The following is a 16,770-nucleotide window of genomic DNA, read 5'->3' as shown; positions in this document are numbered from 1 at the left end:
CTCCGGGGCTGTCAGATGTCGTGTTCGACGGCAGGCTCGCCGGACGAAGGGTACTCCGAATCAGACTCCGCCCGGTGATGATGTTCCATTCGTTTGACGTGGCGACACAGGTCGAGACCCAGCGATGTCGTCAAGACCTTCGCGCGGGCATGGAGGTCGTCCCACCCCGGCACGGTTCTCCGCTTGAAGCCGACGGCGATGACGTTTGCCCCGCACTGCGCCGTGGTGCGGAGCAGGTTTGCGTCGCACGCCCGGCGCATCCGGGCGAGGTGCGTGGCGAGCCGGGCGTCATTGTTCAGCAGGTTTGACACGAGAACTCCATTGTCGCGCAGCGCCGCACGGCAGGAATCGTAAAACGACTGGCTGGACAGGGCAGCGGGCAGACCCGTTGCGTCGAAGCCGTCGAGCAGGATCACGTCGGCAATGCCCGTCCGGTGTGAAAGATACGCGGCCGCGTCGGCATGCACGATGTGGAATCTTTCCGAATCGGGCGGGACGAAAAAAAATTCACGCAACGCGATCACATTCGCGTCGATTTCGACCGTAGTGACCCGCGCCGACGGAAACTTCTGGAAGCAGTATTTCGACAACGATCCTCCGCCCAGCCCCACGATCAGGATGTCTCGTGGGGCGTGGTGGAAGAGCCCGAAGGTCATCATGGCCCGTGTGTACGGGAGGTCGAGCTCGAACGGGTCGCGCTTCTCCATCGAGCTTTGTATGCCCAATGGACCGAAGCGCAGCGACCGTGTGCGCAACCCGTCGCTTACCACGGGCACGGGATTTCCGGGCGGGCCATTCAACAGTTCCGCCAGCGCCTGCCTGAAGTGATGGTGATTGGCCGACAAATCAATCGTCTCCGGAAACTGCCCGGGCCGGGTGCGTGCGTTGAATCTGCCAGGCCGTAAGGTGCATCGGGTTACCAGTTTATGATAATGTCATTATCATCGTAGCAGCTTTGTTGAGATGGTTCCACCGATGCCGCTCCGGCGACATCCGCGGAAAAGCGGCGCCGCGTCCTTCCGGGGCATTGACGGCGCGAGCCTCACATAACGCATGGAATTTCAGAAGCAGCTTGCCGCACCGGCTCCTGCATACGCCGGCGCGGCTCGATGCATGCAAACACAGGAGTCGATACCTGATGCCAGCAGACTATTTCCACTCGCGGCACTGTTGATCGCGCTGGCGATCGTGCCGCTGATCGACGATCTGCGCGGACGGATCTATTGGCTCGACCGCTAGCGCAATAGCTGGCTGCGGCTTCGTGACGCCCCGCTCGCCGCGCCCGAAGCCGCCATCAGGATGGAAACGGTCTGCCTGACGCGGACGCACATATTATGATAATAAGATCATCATTAGAGTGCGCTACAATGATAATGCTGGTTATTGACCGGCACGCCCTTTGTGTTTGCGAGCCTGAATGCGGGGATCGTGCGGACGGGGCGCTGCGTTTGAGGGGAGATCGACGTGATTGACACGAGTATTTCGCTTTTGTCCCATGACTACACGCACCGGTTCTTGCGAGACCTGATGGGCCGTCACGGACTGATTGTCATTGGTGTAGGCAGGGCGGGCGAGCGGGGATTTCAGATGCTGTACCGGTTCTCCGACATCTGCGACAGCCTGGAAGACTGCGGGATCAATGTCATCTTCGTCTATCAGAAGGAATCGGCCCGCCATGTCCACGACACAACCTCGCTTTTCGGGGCGCGATACCGGCAGCGGCCCTGTCTGTTTCTGGACGACGACGGGAAGTTCTTTCGTGCTCCACTGCGTCCAAAATCGCTTCGGGCGGTTCATCTGGATCGGGATATGAAGCGACTCGGCACGGTCGACATTGCGGTGCGGGATGACGAATGGGACCGGGAATTACGCGCTTTCCTTGCGCAGAGGGCCGCAAGTTCCATGCATTGAGTGCTGTGTGGCTATGTCCGGGCGGGGGCGTCGGCTGTGACGATTTACGTGCAAAGGGGAGTGGGTTGGTCGAGGCATTGATTCAGATAAATGGCCGGTGGGGGCTGAACGGGCACGAATCGGCGAGGCTCGCGGTGAGTGCTGCCCGGTTTGGCAGCGATATCGTCTGCATGGCGAACGGCCGGTCCGTTAACGCCAAGGACGTCATGTCCGTCATGTCCCTTCGGGTGAGGCGAGGCACGCTCGTACGCATCCTGATTACGGGGCCCGACGAAAGCGCCGCGATGGATGCCCTGTCGGCGGTTCTGCATGCGCAGGTGTCTTCCTGACCCGCTTCAGGCAGGGCACCCCACTCGACACGCACTCGCCAACCGACCACGCCACGATTCGCCCCCGATCATGCTCAAGACAGGAAAGAGAAACCCGAACAAGCCATTGGTGATTGAAAACGACCAGGTGGTGTCGTTGTACTTCGACGCGCGCGGCGTCCAGAGCACGATGTTGCGGCACGATCCCTATGCTCTCGCACTGGGCTATACGCGGACCATGATGGGCTTTCTGTTGTTCCGGCCGTCTCCATGCCGTATTTCAATGATCGGTCTGGGAGGCGGTTCACTGGCGAAATACTGCTATCGCCATTTGCCGGACACCGCCATCACCGCGATCGAAATCAATCCGGATGTCATCGCGCTGCGTGACCATTTTCACGTGCCGCGCGACGATGGGCGTTTCACAGTGGTCTGCGCAGATGGTGCGCAGTACGTCGCCGTGCCGGGTCACCGGCCCGACGTGCTGTTGGTCGATGGCTTCAATGCCGACGGCCTGCCGGCCAGGTTGGGCAGTAGCGCGTTCTACGAGGCCTGTCGGCGCAGACTGAGCGACGATGGCGTGCTGGTGGCCAATCTGGTGACGGACGAACCCGACTTCCACCGCTACCTCCGCGCGCTCTGGGAGGTGTTTGCCGGCGCGGTTGCTCTGGCGCCGTCTGAAGGTAGTGAGCACAACGTCACCGTTTTTGCGTGGAAAGGAGCGGGCGGACTTCCATCATTCACAGCAATGCTTGAGCGGGCGCGCGCGCTTCAGGCGCGGCACGCGGTCAATCTCCACGCCACGGCCACGCGCATTGAATACGGCAAAAAATTTAACTGGAGCCGATATGGACGGACGGCTTGAGTGAAGGTGTCCGCTATCTGCGGACGGTTTCATCTCTACGGACCGGACAGATCGAGCAAGTGTGCGCTCGCGGCAGGAAGGCGACGGGAGGACGCGCCAGCGAGGGCGGCGCCAGGATGACTCGGGAGCAGCCATGTATTATAATCAAATTAACATATCTGGACTCTGCCCGTCATGGAAACGAAAAGCGCTCGGCTCACGATTTTAATCGATCCTGTGAAGAAGGAAGCGTTCGAGAAACTGTGCTCAGCGCAGGACCTGACGCCCTCACAGGTGGTTCGGCAATTGATCCGCGATTACCTTGAGCAGCACGGCGTCAGCTACAAGACAAAGAGCGCTATTGGTGCGCGTCCGCGCCGCAAAACTGCCTGAATCAAGGCGGTTTTCAAGTCCCCATCCCGATCCTTCAGCGTCGCTGCGCTTCGTTGCAAGCGGGTGGCGGCTGCACCACAATTGCTGTCAGCGCTCGCCCAACTCCCGATTCTGTTCAGATCTCCAATTCATGGCGAGGCTCGTGCCTTGCTTCAGTCGACGCGCGGTCGCGAGCAGGTTCAGCGGATGTATCGTTGCAAGGGTGCGTGCACGTGCGAGTAGCGCATCCCGGGACGGAAGCTTCGACGCGCCTTTCCATGCAAACATCGTGTAGTTGCAACTGTCCTCTGCCATAAAAATGGAGAGCGAGTCACCAAACGCCGAGCGCGCCTCTTCCAGATAATGGGGAATAAGCGGATCGTCCTCGACGAAATTGGCGACGAGCACTCCATCGTCCGTAAGTCGCGCGTGGCACGCCGAGTAAAACGCCGCGTTACCCAACTGCGCGGGCATGCCGTGTGCCAGAAAGCCATCTACGAGAATCACCTCAGGGCGCGCGTCGCCGCCTTTGACGTATCCCGCCCCGTCCGCACAGATCACCTCGAATCGCTCGTCATCCGGCGGAATATGGAATGTGTCGCGCAGCGCGATCACTGCGGGGTCGATTTCGATGGCCACTATTCGTGTGTCCGGAAGGTGCCGGTAACAGAACTTGGCCAGCGACCCTCCGCCCAGGCCGACCATCGAGATTCTGCTGGGCGTGGGCTTCAGCAAAAGAAATCCCATCATTGTCCGGGTATAGCCGAGCACCAGCTTGTGCGGATCGCGCCGGGACATGAAGCTCTGCGTGGCCAGCAAGTCGAAGTGCAGCGACAGCGCATTGGCTGTTTCCAGTACAACGGGCGTACCGTCCGCTGGCGGCTCGGCAAGAAATTTCATGTAGGCGTTGAAGGACGCGTGCGAATGATCCATGCAGTTGCCTGGGCAGCGTGTAAGTCTGGCTCTTCAGCCTCGTGATAACCGGGAGCGCCTTCGCTCCGCTTCCGCTCGGCCGGCAATCATGTCACACGGCTAACCAGATTTGCAGATTATGATAATGATATTATCACGTCAGTCATTTCGGCCGCCACTGTGTGACGGGGCGTGGGCAAGGGACTTGGCATCTGAGCGGAGCCAGTCGATCGGACGCGCGGCGCGTGCCCTTGACATTGCATTCCCACCGAATATCGGCGGGGCACGGGCTGCGTGCTGATCCGAACGTGATACTCAAAGGAGCGACGGCGTGACGAAGAGGGCGGTGAAAAGGCGGGCACTGGATGTGGCAGCGGAAGATATCGACATGCAGGACGAACGCGTCCGCATAACGGTTGCAGGTCAGACGCCTGCAATCACGACGCAACCGGCGAACGCCCCGGCGCAGGACGTGACGCCGCGCACCGGGGTCCCGGACGGAACGGTCCCGACGCGGGCGGCGTCACGTCGCACGAAAGCGAGCACACTTGTGCATGCTGCGATCACCTCGATGCCCGATGAGTCCAGCGGAGAAAATGAAAGCGGCCGCGCAGACCTGAAAGCACTGATCAAGCTCGGAAGCGAGCGTGGCTTCATCATTCGTGGGGAAATCAGCGATTGTCTGCCCGAGCGCCTCGCGCAACCGGATGCGATCGAGAACGTGATCAGAGCGTTCAGAGAAATGGGCATTGCCGTGTTCGAGCAGGCGCCGGACGCGGAGTCGATGATCATGAGCGATTATCCGGCCGCGGTTGCGAGCGACGAGCAGATGGAGGAAGAGGCCGTCACGGCTATCTCGAGCGTGGACGCGGAGTTCGGCCGTACTACCGATCCCGTGCGCATGTACATGCGTGAAATGGGCGCCACGGAGCTGCTCACCCGTCAGGGCGAGATTGCCCTTGCGCGACGAATCGAAGAGGGCCGCAACGGCATGATCCGGGCCATATCTTCGTGTCCCGCAACGATAGCGGAGATCCTCACGATTGCTGACGGCGTCGCCTGCGGCGAAACGGCCATCGACGAGTTCGTCGACGGTCTGGTCGATCCGGACGAAACCGGGACGGACGATATGACCGCAGTGCCTGAAGACTCACTCGATTCGGCCCCTGTGTTCGACGACGACCAGGGCGACGAAGACGACGACGCTGGAACCGAACCCGCCGATCAGTACATCGAGACGCTGAAACACGACGCGCTTGCGAAATTTGCGAAAGTGGCTGACGGGTTCGGGCAATTGCGGGATGCCTATGAAACACAAGGCTACGGTTCCGCACGCTATTGCGCCGCACAGGCAGCGATCGAGGCCGAGCTGATGACAATCCGCTTCACCGCGCGCACGATCGACCGCTTGTGCGGGGCACTGCGGCTGTCAGCCGACGAAGTCCGAACCGTCGAGCGCGAAATCACGCGGATCGTAGTAGAGCGATGCGGCGTGCCGCGTGAAACGTTTGTCGCGCATTTCCTCGGTAATGAGACCAACCCTGCGTGGGCGCGGCAGATCGTTGCGGCAGGGCAACCGTTCAGCAGCGTGCTGGAACGAAACCTCCCCGCGATCCAGCTAGAGCAGGAAAAACTGCTTGCCCTGCAGAAGCGGGTCGTGTTGCCGCTCGACGAATTTCGCGAGGTCTGTCGCGCGCTGAGCGCAAGCGAGGCAAAAACGCTGCGCGCGAAAGGCGAAATGATCGAGGCGAATCTGCGGCTGGTGATCTCCATTGCCAAGCGCTACACAAATCGCGGACTGCTGTTTCTCGATCTGATCCAGGAAGGCAACATCGGGCTGATGCGCGCCGTGGACAAATTCGAATACCGCCGCGGATATAAGTTCTCCACGTATGCGACCTGGTGGATCCGGCAGGCCGTCAGCCGGTCGATCGCGGATCAGGCGCGCACCATCCGGGTTCCCGTCCACATGATCGAGTCGCTCAACAAGCTCAAGCGGATTTCGCGCAAGATCCTGCAGGAGACGGGAAGTGAACCCGACGCCGCTGTACTTGCGCCGTTGATGGAAATGCAGGAGCAGAAGGTTCGGGCAATGCTGCGAATCGTCAAGGAGCCGGTTTCTCTCGACGCGTCCGTCGGGGAAAACGACGACACGTCGATAGGCGACCTGATCGAAGACTCCGCCGCCATTCTGCCCGACGACGCGGCGCTCCACGCCAGCATGCGGGACGCCATCGGCGAGGCGCTCATGACGCTGACGCCGCGCGAAGCGAAGATTTTGCGCCTGCGCTTCGGTATTGAGAGCGGCAGGGATCACACATTGGAGGAACTCGGAGAACAGTTTGAGTTGACGCGCGAGCGGATCCGTCAGATTGAAGCGAAGGCGCTGCGCAAGCTGCGGCATCCGGCCCGATCCGAGCGCCTGAAGTCGTTTCTGGATGAAGGCTAGACGGCACCGGCAGAATGACGAACCCGTGCGCCGGCAGTCAGACCCATCGGCGCACGGCCAATGCGTGAGCAGAAATACCATGAGCACCGAAAAAACCAATCTCGACATCCACAAGATTCTCACGCTGCTGCCGCATCGCTATCCGATTCTGCTCGTAGATCGGGTGCTCGAACTCGAGCCGCATAAACGCATCAAGGCGCTGAAGAACGTCTCGATCAACGAGCCGTACTTCATGGGTCATTTCCCGAGCCGTCCTGTGATGCCGGGTGTGCTGATCCTCGAAGCGCTCGCGCAGGCCGCGGCGCTGCTGACGTTCTCGGAAGAGCCGCACGATCCGGCCAGCTCGCAGTATCTTTTCGTGGGTATCGACGAGGCGCGCTTCAAGCGGGTGGTCGAGCCGGGTGACCAGCTTCTCCTGACGGTCTCGTTCCAGCGCCATATGCGCGGCATCTGGAAGTTTACGGCACGCGCTGAAGTGGAGGATGCAGTGGCAGCGCAAGCCACTCTTATGTGCACCGTCAGGCATGCGGATTGACGTTGCCTGACACATGCGTATTACATTAGTGAAATACTGATAATGGTCCATGCCCGCGACTCACGCTGTCGCATTGGTTGTGGCCACCATCATCGCCATTCCCGGCGTCCCGCCGCCATCCAGATCAGGAAGAAAAGTCATGGAAAGTACGACGAGCCAACAAATTCCCGCAACGCTGATCCCCGGCGACGGAATCGGGCCGGAAGTGGTTGACGCCACGACCCACATTCTTGACGCTTTAGGGGCCCCATTTGTTTGGGACGTGCAGCATGCCGGGGTCGCCGGGGTCACCCACAGTGGCGACCCGCTACCAGTCGCGACACTCGATAGTGTTCGCAGAACCAGGCTTGCCCTCAAAGGTCCACTGACGACTCCGGTCGGTGAGGGGTTCCGTTCTTCCAACGTTCGGCTTCGGGAAGAGTTTCAGCTTTTTGCCAATGTCAGGCCCGTGCGTACCATCGTGCCCGGTCGCTACGACAACATCGACCTCGTGCTCGTACGCGAGAACCTGGGTGGGTTCTATGTTGCGCATGAGTACTATGTGCCTGTCGGCAATGACCCGAAAGCGGTTGCGGTCGCGACAGGAGTCAACACACGCGATGCCTGCACGCGAATCACCCGATTCGCGTTTGAATATGCTTTGAAACACGGACGGAAAAAGATCACCGTTGTCCACAAGGCCAACATCCTGAAGGCACTCACGGGATTGTTCCTGGAAGCCGCGAGAGACGTCGCGCGGGAGTACGCAGGCCGTGTGGAAATGAATGACATGATCGTCGACGCGTGTGCCATGCAACTGGTGATGAACCCGTGGCAATTCGATATGCTGCTGTGTACCAATCTGTTCGGGGATATTCTCTCGGACCAGTTAGCGGGTCTTGTTGGCGGACTCGGCATGGCTCCAGGCGCGAACTACGGCAATGACACTGCGATATTTGAAGCCGTGCACGGATCGGCGCCGGACATTGCCGGCAAGGGCGTGGCCAATCCCATATCCTTGCTCCTTGCGTCTGGCTTGATGCTTGACCATGTCGGCAGAGGTGATCTCGCCCAGCGATTGCGAGCTGCAATCACTGAAACCCTGAACACTGACCATATCCGCACGCGTGACCTGAAAGGGACTGCGTCGACGAGCGAGTTCGCTCGTGCCGTGGTTCGTCGGATCGAGAACGCCTAGTTCACCGAGCCGGTTGATTTGCACCGGATACGACGCGTCGGATCGACGTACTTCGATTTCAATGGTTCGTTGTCGAAATCGAAGATCGAATTGATCAGCGGCGAAGGACGGCTCGATCATGGCGTTCATTTTGTCCGGGCGCCGGGACATACGTCTTCAGGCGTTGCGCGCCGTGCGGATGGGGTAGCGTGATCGTCAATCTCCGGTAACATCGCGCCATGCACAATCATCTCGTCGTCGCCCTCGCTTACGACCGGCTCTGCACGTTCGAATTCGGCTGCGTAACCGAGCTGTTCGCGCTCGAACGTCCCGAACTCGGCGTGGACTGGTATCGCTTCGCGGTCTGCGCGAGCGAGCCGGGCCCGATTCGCGCGGCAGGCGGGATCACCCTGGCCGCGCCCTACACGCTCAAGCTGCTTGAGCGCGCCGACACCATTGTCATTCCCGGCTGGCGCGATGCCGACGAAGTGCCGCCCGAACCGCTCCTGAAGAAAATTCGCGCCGCCTACGCGCGCGGCGCACGCCTCTGTTCGATCTGCTCCGGCGTGTTCGTCCTCGCGGCCGCGGGCGTGCTCGACGGCAAGACCGTCACGACCCATTGGCGCTATGCCGGCAAATTGCAGGAGCGCTACCCGTCATTGCATGTGCAGCCGGACTCTCTTTATGTCGACGAAGGGCAGATCATCACGTCGGCGGGCTCGGCGGCGGGGCTCGATATGCTGCTGCATCTGGTGAGGCGCGATCACGGCAGCGCGGTGGCGAACCGGGTTGCGCAGCGGCTGGTGGTGCCGCCGCATCGCGAGGGTGGCCAGGCGCAATTCGTGCCGCGCCCCATGCCGCAGGACGAAAGCGGGCGCCTGTCGAAGCTGATGGACTGGGTGCGCAGCCATCCCGCCTTGCCGCACACGTTGCGCTCGCTGGCTGAACGCGCGGCAATGAGTCCGCGCACATTGCAGCGTCAGTTTCACGACGCCACCGGCATGGCGCCCTATGAGTGGCTCGTGCGTGAGCGTGTGGCGATCGCGCGTGAACTGCTCGAAGCGCAGGCGCTGCTGCCGATGGCGCGCATCGCGGAACTCGCGGGCTTCGGTTCCGAGGAATCGTTGCGGCGGCATTTCCGGCGCATCGCGTTGACGAGCCCGGCTGCGTATCGCAAGAAGTTCGGGGCGCGCGAAACGGCTTGAGCGGCTTAAGCGGTTTAGCACTGCATTGGGCCGGCTTGTTGGGTTAGCGTGCTCGGCGATCTTCCGGCCGTACCTGCCAACGAGCATCGCGGCCCTATCCGCGCATGTGCTGCGGCGCTTATCATGCAGCGGTCATACACGTCGATTCCGTATCAGAAAGCGTTTCCTGCCCACCCGCTCTGAGACAACCGCTCGCCATGCAAGATATCCTTCGTCACCCGGAACGCCTATTCATCGTATCCTTTGTGCTGATGTGGCTGTCGGCGCGTCTCGGCGCCACACTCCTGCGCCGCTTCAGAAAAATCGAGGACGAAGCCCGAGAGGACTTCAGCGTGATTCAGGCCGCTACGCTGACACTGCTTGCGCTGATCATCGGTTTCACTTTTTCGATGGCGGTGGGACGCTACGACCAGCGCAAGAACTACGAGGAGGAAGAGGCGAACGCGATCGGTACCGAATACATTCGCGCCGAACTACTGCCCGCGGCCGATGCGGCGATGGTGCGCGGCCTGCTGAAAGCCTATATCGAGGAGCGCGTGCTCTTCTACACCACGCGCGACGAGCAGGAGTTGGCGAAGGTCAACGCGGAAACCGAGCGTCTGCAGGACGCCATGTGGTCTACTGTGAAACAGGCGGCCACCGCGCAGCCCACGCCGATCGTCGCACTGGCTGTTTCGGGAATGAACGATGTGCTCAATGCGCAAGGTTATACCCAGGCCGCGTGGTGGAATCGCATTCCTGCCGCAGCGTGGGTGCTCATGATGCTAATAGCGATGGGGGCCAATCTGCTGGTCGGCTACGGCGCGCGCGGATTGAAAGCGGGGGCGGGATTGCTGCTGATCGTGCCACTGTTGGTGTCGCTATCGTTCACGTTGATCGCGGATATCGACAGTCCGCGCGGCGGCATGATACGCGTGAAGCCACTCAATCTGCATGCGCTTGCGGATTCCATGCGCCCGCATTGAACGACGGCCGGGCGGCGCTGAGTCGCTCATTCAAAGGAAACTCATGCTCGATATCGCAAAGACCATCGCCAGCTTTAACACAGGTCGTGATCCCGAGCGGCTTGCGATGAAATACAAGGCGATGCGCACTTCACCGTTCGTGTTTTTGCGCGGCACGTGCCACCTCTTTTACGAACGCCTGCCGCGCGACAAGGCGCTCGACGACGCACCGCCGGTGTGGATCTGCGGCGACATGCATCTGGAAAATTTCGGCAGCTACAAGGCCGACAATCGTCTGATCTACTTCGACAACAACGATTTCGATGAAGCGTGTCTCGCGCCGAATCTCTACGAGCTGGTGCGGTTGCTGACGAGCGTGCTGGTCGGCGCGAGCGATCTGAAACTGAGCCGCGCGCAGGCGCTGGCGCTGTGCCACACCGCCGTGGAAGCGTACGGCGCGGCGCTCGCGGACGGCAAATCGCGCTGGATCGAAGAGGAAACCGCGACGGGGATGGTGCGCGATCTGTTCGTCGCGCTCGCCAGCCGTACGCGGGTTGCGCATCTGGACCGGCGCACCACGCTCAAAGGCAAAACCCGCGCGCTGAAAGTGGACGGCAAGAAAGCGCTGGCGGTGAGCGATACCCAGCGGGCCGCGGTCACGCAGTTCATGCAAAAGTTCGCCGCGACCGAGCCCAATCCCGACTTCTTCCGCATTCTCGACGTCGCGCGGCGCATTGCCGGAACGGGGAGTCTCGGTGTGGATCGTTACGTGATCCTCGTCGAAGGAAAAGGCTCGCCGGACGGCAATTATCTGATTGATCTGAAAGAGGCGCTGCCTTCTTCGGTCACGCCACACATCAATACGCCGCAACCGGCCTGGCAGACGGAAGCGCAGCGGGTGGTGGAAATTCAACGGCGCAATCAGGCGGTCTCGCAGGCATTCCTGCACGCGGTTGAATTCAATCAGCGATCCTATGTGTTGCGTAGTCTTCAGCCTTCGGAAGACCGCGTGGCGTTGAGCGATTGGGACGGCAAGCTGCCGCGTCTCGAAGAGGTGGTGAAGAACATGGCCCAATTGAGCGCGTGGGCACATCTGCGCAGCGGCGGGCGTCAAAAGTCGTCGATCGCCGACGAGTTGATCGCGTTCGGCAATCGGCAGGATTGGCAGGTGCCGTTGGTGAACGTCGCGATGCAGTGCGAAGCGCAGGTGGCTGCGGATTGGAAAGCGTATTGCGACGCTTACGACAGCGGCGCGTTCAACCTGACTGCCGGGCACTGAGCTTCGATACGTTGGGCGCGTTATATCGCGCCTTGTGCGCTTCCGGCGTGGTCGGTGCGCCGCTTGCAAGCGTCTCTCAATGCGCGGCGCATCATGCCGTCGCGCGTGCCAGAACCGCTCCAGACAAACCCTGATTGCTGCGTTGAATCGGCCGCTGATATCGTTCGCTGGTCGTGTGGAAGCGCTTCCACTTTGGGCTTCTGAGTGGATGAGCGTGGACGTTCGCTGTGCCGCCGTTTCATGGCCTCAGCGCGGTAATTGCTATGTATGGAGACCCCGTGGCAAACGACGCTTCTGCTGTATCCGACGCTCTCTCCCCCCATTCCCAATCGCCAGCCGATCCTTTCACCCCGCCAGCGGACTCGTCGCTATGGCGCAAGAATTTTCTGCTGGGCGCGGCCACGGCTTCGTATCAGATCGAAGGCGCGGTGAACGAAGACGGCCGCCTGCCTTCCATCTGGGACACGTTCTCGGCGACGCCCGGTAAGGTTCTCGCCGGCGACACCGGAGCCGTGGCCTGCGATCACTATCATCGCTGGGAAGCGGACGTGGACATGCTGGCCGGGCTCGGCCTCGAAGGCTACCGGCTCTCCATCGCCTGGCCGCGCGTGATGGACGCGGCCGGCGCGCCGAACCGCAAAGGCATCGAGTTCTATAAACGGCTCCTCGCGCGGCTCAAGGAGAAGGGCGTCACGACCTTCGTCACGCTGTATCACTGGGACTTGCCGCAGCATCTGGAAGATCGCGGCGGCTGGCTCAATCGCGACACCGCTTACCGTTTCGCCGACTACGCCGACCTGATGAGCCGCGAGCTGGCCGGTAGCGTGGACGGCTGGATGACGCTGAACGAGCCCTGGTGCTCGGCGTATCTCGGCTACGGCAACGGCCACCACGCGCCGGGGCTCGCAGACGGACGCTATGCCTCGCAGGCCATGCATCATCTGCTGCTCGCGCATGGTCTCGCGGTGCCGGTCTTGCGCGCCAACGATCCGGCTTCGCAAAAGGGCATCGTCGCCAATGTCGGACGCGGCACGGCCAACAGCGGGAGCGCGGCCGATCAGCGCGCGGCGCATCTGTTCGAGGTGCAGCACAACGCGTGGATTCTCGATCCGCTATTGGAGGGTCGCTACCCGCGGGATCTGTTCGAACTGTGGCCGGGCACCGAGCCGCTGGTGCTCGACGGCGATATGCAAACCATCGCCGCGCCGCTGGACTTCCTCGGCATCAACTATTATTTCCGCACCAATGTCGCGAGCGACGGCGTGCACGGTTTCAGGGAAGTGCCGCTCGAAGGCGTGGAGCGCACGCAGATGGGCTGGGAAGTGTATCCGGACGGCTTGCGCGATCTGCTGACCGGTTTCAAGGCCACGTATGCGAACCTGCCGCCGATCTACATCACCGAAAACGGCATGGCTTCGGACGACAAGGTGATCGACGGCCACGTGGAGGACACCCAGCGCATCTCGTTCCTCAAGCGACATCTCGCCGCGGTCGATCAGGCCATCAAGGCCGGCGTGGAGATTCGCGGCTATTTTCTCTGGTCGCTGATGGACAACTTCGAGTGGGCGTTCGGGTACGAGCGTCGCTTTGGTGTCGTGCATGTCGATTACGCTACCCAGCAGCGCACGATCAAACGCAGTGCCGAACTGGTGTCGAAATTCCTGAAGGAGCGCAAAGCACGCAGCGAATAGCGGGCGGGTGCTGGTTTGTATGTCGACCTGAAACACCGACAAAGGAGACGGAATGGACAGCAGAAAATGGGTCTTGCGAGGCGTGGTTGCGGCACTGACGTTATATGGCGTCGTCGCGCATGCGGAGCCTTTGAAGGCCAACGTGATTCACTGGTGGACCTCCGGCGGCGAGTCAGCCGCGATTCGCCAGTTTGCCGACGCGTATAACAAGGCCGGCGGCCAATGGGTCGACAACGCGGTGGCGGGCGCGGATCAGGCGCGCTCCACGGCGATCAACCGGATCGTCGGCGGCGATCCACCCACCGCCGCGCAGTTCAACACGTCCAGGCAGTTTCACGACCTGATCGATCAGGGCCTGCTGAACAATGTCGACGACGTCGCCGCGAAGGAGAACTGGAACGGCGTATTTCCGCAGTCGATCCTCGACAGCATCAAGGTGAAGGGCCACTACTACGCCGCGCCTGTCGATATCCACATGCCTGCCTGGTTCTTCTATTCGAAGCCGGTGTTCCAGAAAGCGGGCATTACCGCCGAGCCGAAGAGCTACGACGAGTTCATCGCCGATCTCGGCAAGCTGAAAGCCGCGGGCGTGATTCCGCTCGCGCTCGGCGGTCAGCCCTGGCAGGAGAAAATCACCTTCGACGCAGTGTTGGCTGACGTGGGCGGTGCCGATCTGTATCTGAAGGTGTACCGCGACCGCGACATGAATGCCGTGAAGTCGGATGCCTTCAAGAAGGTGCTGGCGTCGTTCAAGCGTCTGCACGATTTCGTCGATGCCGGTTCGCCCGGCCGCAACTGGAACGACGCCACCGCGCTGGTGATCTCCGGCAAAGCGGGCGTGCAGATCATGGGCGACTGGGCCAAGGGCGAATTCTCGGCGGCGAATCAGAGCGCGGGTAAAGACTTCGGCTGTTTCCCCGGTTTCGGGCCGCACTCGCCGTATCTGGTCGCGGGCGACGTGTTCGTGTTCCCGAAAACGGACAATCCCACTGCGATCAAGGCGCAAAATCTGCTTGCCACGGTGATGACCTCGCCGTCCGCGCAAGTCGCATTCAGCGCGAAAAAAGGCTCGATTCCGATTCGTCCCGACGTGGACGCCAGCAGTCTCGACATCTGCGCGAAGGAGGGCATTGCGATCATGAAGGACAAGTCGCGTCAGTTGCCGAATCCGGAAATGCTGCTCTCGCCTGACACGCAGGGCGCGTTGATCGACGTCGTCACCAACTTCTGGAACAAGAACCAGTCGGTTGACGACGCGCAGAAGGCATTTGCCAGTGCGCTGAAGAGCTAGGTGCGCGGCATGCACGCGCTCAAGTTGCCGGCAGCCGGGTCGAAGGCGCAAAAAGCGCGGCTGAAGAAGCCGCTCAAAAAGCGTTTTCCGTTCGCGGTGTGGCTCGCGTTGCTGCCAATGGTTCTGACCGTCGTGTTCGCATATCTCGGCACGATGGTGTGGACCGCGCGCGTGTCGCTCAGCAATTCGCGCACGTTTCCTTCCGGCGACTTCGCGGGCTTCACCCAATACGCGCGGCTGTTCAATAACGACCGCTGGCTGCTGTCGCTGCAAAACATCGTGATCTACGGCGCGTGCTTTATCCTGGCGTGCATGGTGATCGGCTTGCTGCTGGCGATTTTTATCGATCAGCGCGTGGTCGCTGAAGGCGCGTTGCGCACGGTGTTTCTCTATCCGTATGCAATGTCGTTCGTGGCGACGGGGCTCGTGTGGCAATGGATCCTGAACCCGGAACTCGGCGCGCAGGCCGTGCTGCACAAGCTCGGTTTCGCGCACGCGCGCTTCGACTGGATCGTCGATCAGGACCGGGTGATCTACACCATTGTGATCGCCACGGTGTGGCAGGCCTCGGGCCTCGTGATGGCGTTGTTGCTCGCGGGCCTGCGCGGCATCGACGACGAATTGTGGAAGGCGGCGCGCATCGACGGCATTCCGCGCTGGCGGGTGTATGCGAGCATTGTCGTGCCGATGCTCGGACCATCGTTCTCCACCGCTTTCGTGCTGCTGTTCGTGATGGTGGTGAAGCTCTACGACGCGGTGGTCGCGATGACCCAAGGCGGCCCCGGCACGGCGAGCGAAGTGCCGGCGAAGTTCATCATGGACTATCTATTCGGCCGCGCCAATATCGGGCTTGCTTCGGCGGCGTCGATCGTTTTGCTGGCGACGGTGCTGGCGATCCTCGCGCCGTTCTTCTATGCCCGCAGCCGCGCCGCCAGGCACGAGGAGAGGTGATGAACACGCTCAGTCCACCGCTCAAAGACGGTACGCCGCGCCGCGCTCCGCAGCGCCGCCGCCGCCGTGCGATATTCACCCCCGCGCGTCTGGGGGTCTACGCGTTTTTACTGACGGCGGCGCTATTCTTCCTGCTGCCCTTGTACGTAATGCTCGTCTCCTCGGTCAAACCGATGAGCGAGATTCGTCTGGGCAATCTGCTGGCGTTCCCCGCACATTTCACGCTCAGCGCGTGGGGCGCCGCGTGGCAGTCCGCGTGTACCGGGCTCGATTGCAACGGCATTCAGGTCGGTTTCTGGAACTCGGTGCGCATTGTCGTGCCGAGCACGGTTCTGTCGATCGCGATCGGCGCGGTGAACGGCTATGCACTGTCGTTCTGGCGTCCGCGCGGCGCGGGCCTGCTGTTCGGCGTGCTGCTGATGGGCGCTTTCATCCCCGTGCAGGTGATGGTCTATCCGCTCGTGCGGGTGCTGGCGAGCGTGCATCTGTTCAGTTCACTGCCGGGCATCGTGGTGATTCACACCATCTTCGGCATGCCGGTGATGACCTTGCTTTTCCGTAACTACTACGTGTCGATTCCGCAGGAACTGTTCAAGGCGGCGCGCATCGACGGCGGCGGTTTCTGGCGTATCTTCGTGCAACTGATGCTGCCCATGTCCGTGCCGATCATCGTGGTGGCGGTCATCATGCAGGTCACGGGCATCTGGAACGACTTCATTCTCGGCCTCGTGTTTGCCGGCACCAGGAATCTGCCGATGACGGTGCAACTGAACAACATCATCAATACGACCACCGGCGAGCGCCTCTATAACGTCAATATGGCCGCGACCATTCTGACCTCCATGGTGCCGCTCGCGGTGTACTTCGTTTCGGGCCGCTGGTTTGTGCGCGGGATCGCCTCCGGCGCCGTCAAGGGATAGGC

17 protein-coding genes are annotated in these 16,770 nt (G+C 61.3%); 15 read left to right on the top strand and 2 right to left on the bottom strand.

Going from position 1 to position 16,770, the window contains the following annotated elements; genetic code table 11:
• Nucleotides 1–11: 11 nt before the first annotated feature.
• A complete protein-coding gene (locus P0D70_RS02170; RefSeq protein ID WP_408182097.1) occupies nt 12–845 on the bottom strand; it encodes a fused MFS/spermidine synthase in 834 nt (277 codons plus the stop codon).
• A gap of 268 nt (nt 846–1,113) precedes the next feature.
• On the opposite strand from P0D70_RS02170, the gene P0D70_RS02165 reads away from it, so the two are divergent.
• The 5 genes from P0D70_RS02165 (at nt 1,114) to P0D70_RS02145 (ending at nt 3,456) form a co-directional block, all read left to right on the top strand.
• The gene (locus P0D70_RS02165) at nt 1,114–1,239 is read left to right on the top strand and encodes a hypothetical protein (RefSeq protein WP_286162082.1); all 126 of its coding nucleotides are present in this window, start codon (nt 1,114–1,116) and stop codon (nt 1,237–1,239) included.
• Between the two features lie 225 nt (nt 1,240–1,464).
• On the top strand, nt 1,465–1,911 hold the full coding sequence (locus P0D70_RS02160) for a hypothetical protein (RefSeq protein ID WP_408182093.1): 447 nt from the start codon (nt 1,465–1,467) through the stop codon (nt 1,909–1,911).
• A 65-nt stretch (nt 1,912–1,976) separates the two neighbouring features.
• Nucleotides 1,977–2,240 carry an HPr family phosphocarrier protein gene (locus tag P0D70_RS02155; RefSeq protein WP_095422938.1) on the top strand — a complete coding sequence of 88 codons (264 nt, stop codon included), beginning with the start codon at nt 1,977–1,979 and terminating at the stop codon, nt 2,238–2,240.
• A 70-nt stretch (nt 2,241–2,310) separates the two neighbouring features.
• Nucleotides 2,311–3,084 (top strand): spermine/spermidine synthase domain-containing protein, encoded by a 774-nt coding sequence (locus P0D70_RS02150; RefSeq protein ID WP_091802597.1) that lies wholly within the window; start codon nt 2,311–2,313, stop codon nt 3,082–3,084.
• Between the two features lie 174 nt (nt 3,085–3,258).
• Nucleotides 3,259–3,456, top strand: a complete 198-nt coding sequence (locus P0D70_RS02145) for a ribbon-helix-helix protein (RefSeq protein WP_091802594.1) — start codon at nt 3,259–3,261, stop codon at nt 3,454–3,456.
• 87 nt (nt 3,457–3,543) lie between these two features.
• Here P0D70_RS02145 and P0D70_RS02140 read toward each other — a convergent pair whose 3' ends face one another.
• Nucleotides 3,544–4,368 (bottom strand): spermine/spermidine synthase domain-containing protein, encoded by an 825-nt coding sequence (locus tag P0D70_RS02140; RefSeq protein WP_091802591.1) that lies wholly within the window; start codon nt 4,366–4,368, stop codon nt 3,544–3,546.
• Nucleotides 4,369–4,918: 550 nt separating this feature from the next.
• Here P0D70_RS02140 and rpoD point away from each other — a divergent pair.
• The 10 genes from rpoD to P0D70_RS02090 all read left to right on the top strand — a co-directional run bounded on the left by rpoD (nt 4,919) and on the right by P0D70_RS02090 (nt 16,768).
• Nucleotides 4,919–6,796 (top strand): RNA polymerase sigma factor RpoD, encoded by a 1,878-nt coding sequence (rpoD, locus tag P0D70_RS02135; protein WP_408182083.1) that lies wholly within the window; start codon nt 4,919–4,921, stop codon nt 6,794–6,796.
• Nucleotides 6,797–6,875: 79 nt separating this feature from the next.
• On the top strand, nt 6,876–7,331 hold the full coding sequence (fabZ, locus tag P0D70_RS02130) for a 3-hydroxyacyl-ACP dehydratase FabZ (RefSeq protein ID WP_091802585.1): 456 nt from the start codon (nt 6,876–6,878) through the stop codon (nt 7,329–7,331).
• 139 nt (nt 7,332–7,470) lie between these two features.
• Nucleotides 7,471–8,508, top strand: a complete 1,038-nt coding sequence (locus tag P0D70_RS02125; protein WP_408182077.1) for an isocitrate/isopropylmalate dehydrogenase family protein — start codon at nt 7,471–7,473, stop codon at nt 8,506–8,508.
• Between the two features lie 218 nt (nt 8,509–8,726).
• Complete coding sequence (gene ftrA, locus P0D70_RS02120) at nt 8,727–9,692, top strand: transcriptional regulator FtrA (protein ID WP_091802580.1); 966 nt, start codon at nt 8,727–8,729, stop codon at nt 9,690–9,692.
• A gap of 197 nt (nt 9,693–9,889) precedes the next feature.
• On the top strand, nt 9,890–10,657 hold the full coding sequence (locus P0D70_RS02115; RefSeq protein ID WP_408182070.1) for a bestrophin-like domain: 768 nt from the start codon (nt 9,890–9,892) through the stop codon (nt 10,655–10,657).
• A gap of 43 nt (nt 10,658–10,700) precedes the next feature.
• Nucleotides 10,701–11,915, top strand: coding sequence for a DUF2252 domain-containing protein (locus P0D70_RS02110; protein WP_408182068.1), 1,215 nt, complete (start codon nt 10,701–10,703; stop codon nt 11,913–11,915).
• Nucleotides 11,916–12,193: 278 nt separating this feature from the next.
• Complete coding sequence (locus tag P0D70_RS02105; protein WP_408182063.1) at nt 12,194–13,606, top strand: GH1 family beta-glucosidase; 1,413 nt, start codon at nt 12,194–12,196, stop codon at nt 13,604–13,606.
• A gap of 52 nt (nt 13,607–13,658) precedes the next feature.
• The gene (locus tag P0D70_RS02100) at nt 13,659–14,897 is read left to right on the top strand and encodes an ABC transporter substrate-binding protein (RefSeq protein ID WP_408182061.1); all 1,239 of its coding nucleotides are present in this window, start codon (nt 13,659–13,661) and stop codon (nt 14,895–14,897) included.
• Between the two features lie 9 nt (nt 14,898–14,906).
• Nucleotides 14,907–15,848: a carbohydrate ABC transporter permease gene (locus P0D70_RS02095; RefSeq protein WP_408182059.1), complete on the top strand. Its 942-nt coding sequence runs from the start codon at nt 14,907–14,909 to the stop codon at nt 15,846–15,848.
• On the top strand, nt 15,848–16,768 hold the full coding sequence (locus P0D70_RS02090) for a carbohydrate ABC transporter permease (protein WP_408182057.1): 921 nt from the start codon (nt 15,848–15,850) through the stop codon (nt 16,766–16,768). The genes P0D70_RS02095 and P0D70_RS02090 overlap by 1 nt, the downstream gene beginning before the upstream one ends.
• Nucleotides 16,769–16,770 lie beyond the last annotated feature (2 nt).

Origin of the sequence: Paraburkholderia sp. RL17-381-BIF-C, assembly GCF_046026435.1 — a bacterium.
In the GTDB taxonomy this organism is placed as follows: domain Bacteria; phylum Pseudomonadota; class Gammaproteobacteria; order Burkholderiales; family Burkholderiaceae; genus Paraburkholderia.
This window is presented reverse-complemented; position numbering and strand designations above follow the sequence as displayed.

Excerpts from the sequence above, each read along its gene's own strand:
- P0D70_RS02090 (WP_408182057.1), top strand. The coding sequence starts at position 15,848 with ATGAACACGCTCAGTCCACCGCTCAAAGACGGTACGCCGCGCCGCGCT.
- P0D70_RS02165 (WP_286162082.1), top strand. The coding sequence starts at position 1,114 with ATGCAAACACAGGAGTCGATACCTGATGCCAGCAGACTATTTCCACTC.
- P0D70_RS02100 (WP_408182061.1), top strand. The coding sequence starts at position 13,659 with ATGGACAGCAGAAAATGGGTCTTGCGAGGCGTGGTTGCGGCACTGACG.
- P0D70_RS02125 (WP_408182077.1), top strand. The coding sequence starts at position 7,471 with ATGGAAAGTACGACGAGCCAACAAATTCCCGCAACGCTGATCCCCGGC.
- P0D70_RS02095 (WP_408182059.1), top strand. The coding sequence starts at position 14,907 with ATGCACGCGCTCAAGTTGCCGGCAGCCGGGTCGAAGGCGCAAAAAGCG.
- P0D70_RS02115 (WP_408182070.1), top strand. The coding sequence starts at position 9,890 with ATGCAAGATATCCTTCGTCACCCGGAACGCCTATTCATCGTATCCTTT.
- fabZ (WP_091802585.1), top strand. The coding sequence starts at position 6,876 with ATGAGCACCGAAAAAACCAATCTCGACATCCACAAGATTCTCACGCTG.
- P0D70_RS02110 (WP_408182068.1), top strand. The coding sequence starts at position 10,701 with ATGCTCGATATCGCAAAGACCATCGCCAGCTTTAACACAGGTCGTGAT.
- ftrA (WP_091802580.1), top strand. The coding sequence starts at position 8,727 with ATGCACAATCATCTCGTCGTCGCCCTCGCTTACGACCGGCTCTGCACG.
- P0D70_RS02145 (WP_091802594.1), top strand. The coding sequence starts at position 3,259 with ATGGAAACGAAAAGCGCTCGGCTCACGATTTTAATCGATCCTGTGAAG.
- rpoD (WP_408182083.1), top strand. The coding sequence starts at position 4,919 with ATGCCCGATGAGTCCAGCGGAGAAAATGAAAGCGGCCGCGCAGACCTG.
- P0D70_RS02150 (WP_091802597.1), top strand. The coding sequence starts at position 2,311 with ATGCTCAAGACAGGAAAGAGAAACCCGAACAAGCCATTGGTGATTGAA.
- P0D70_RS02140 (WP_091802591.1), bottom strand. The coding sequence starts at position 4,368 with ATGGATCATTCGCACGCGTCCTTCAACGCCTACATGAAATTTCTTGCC.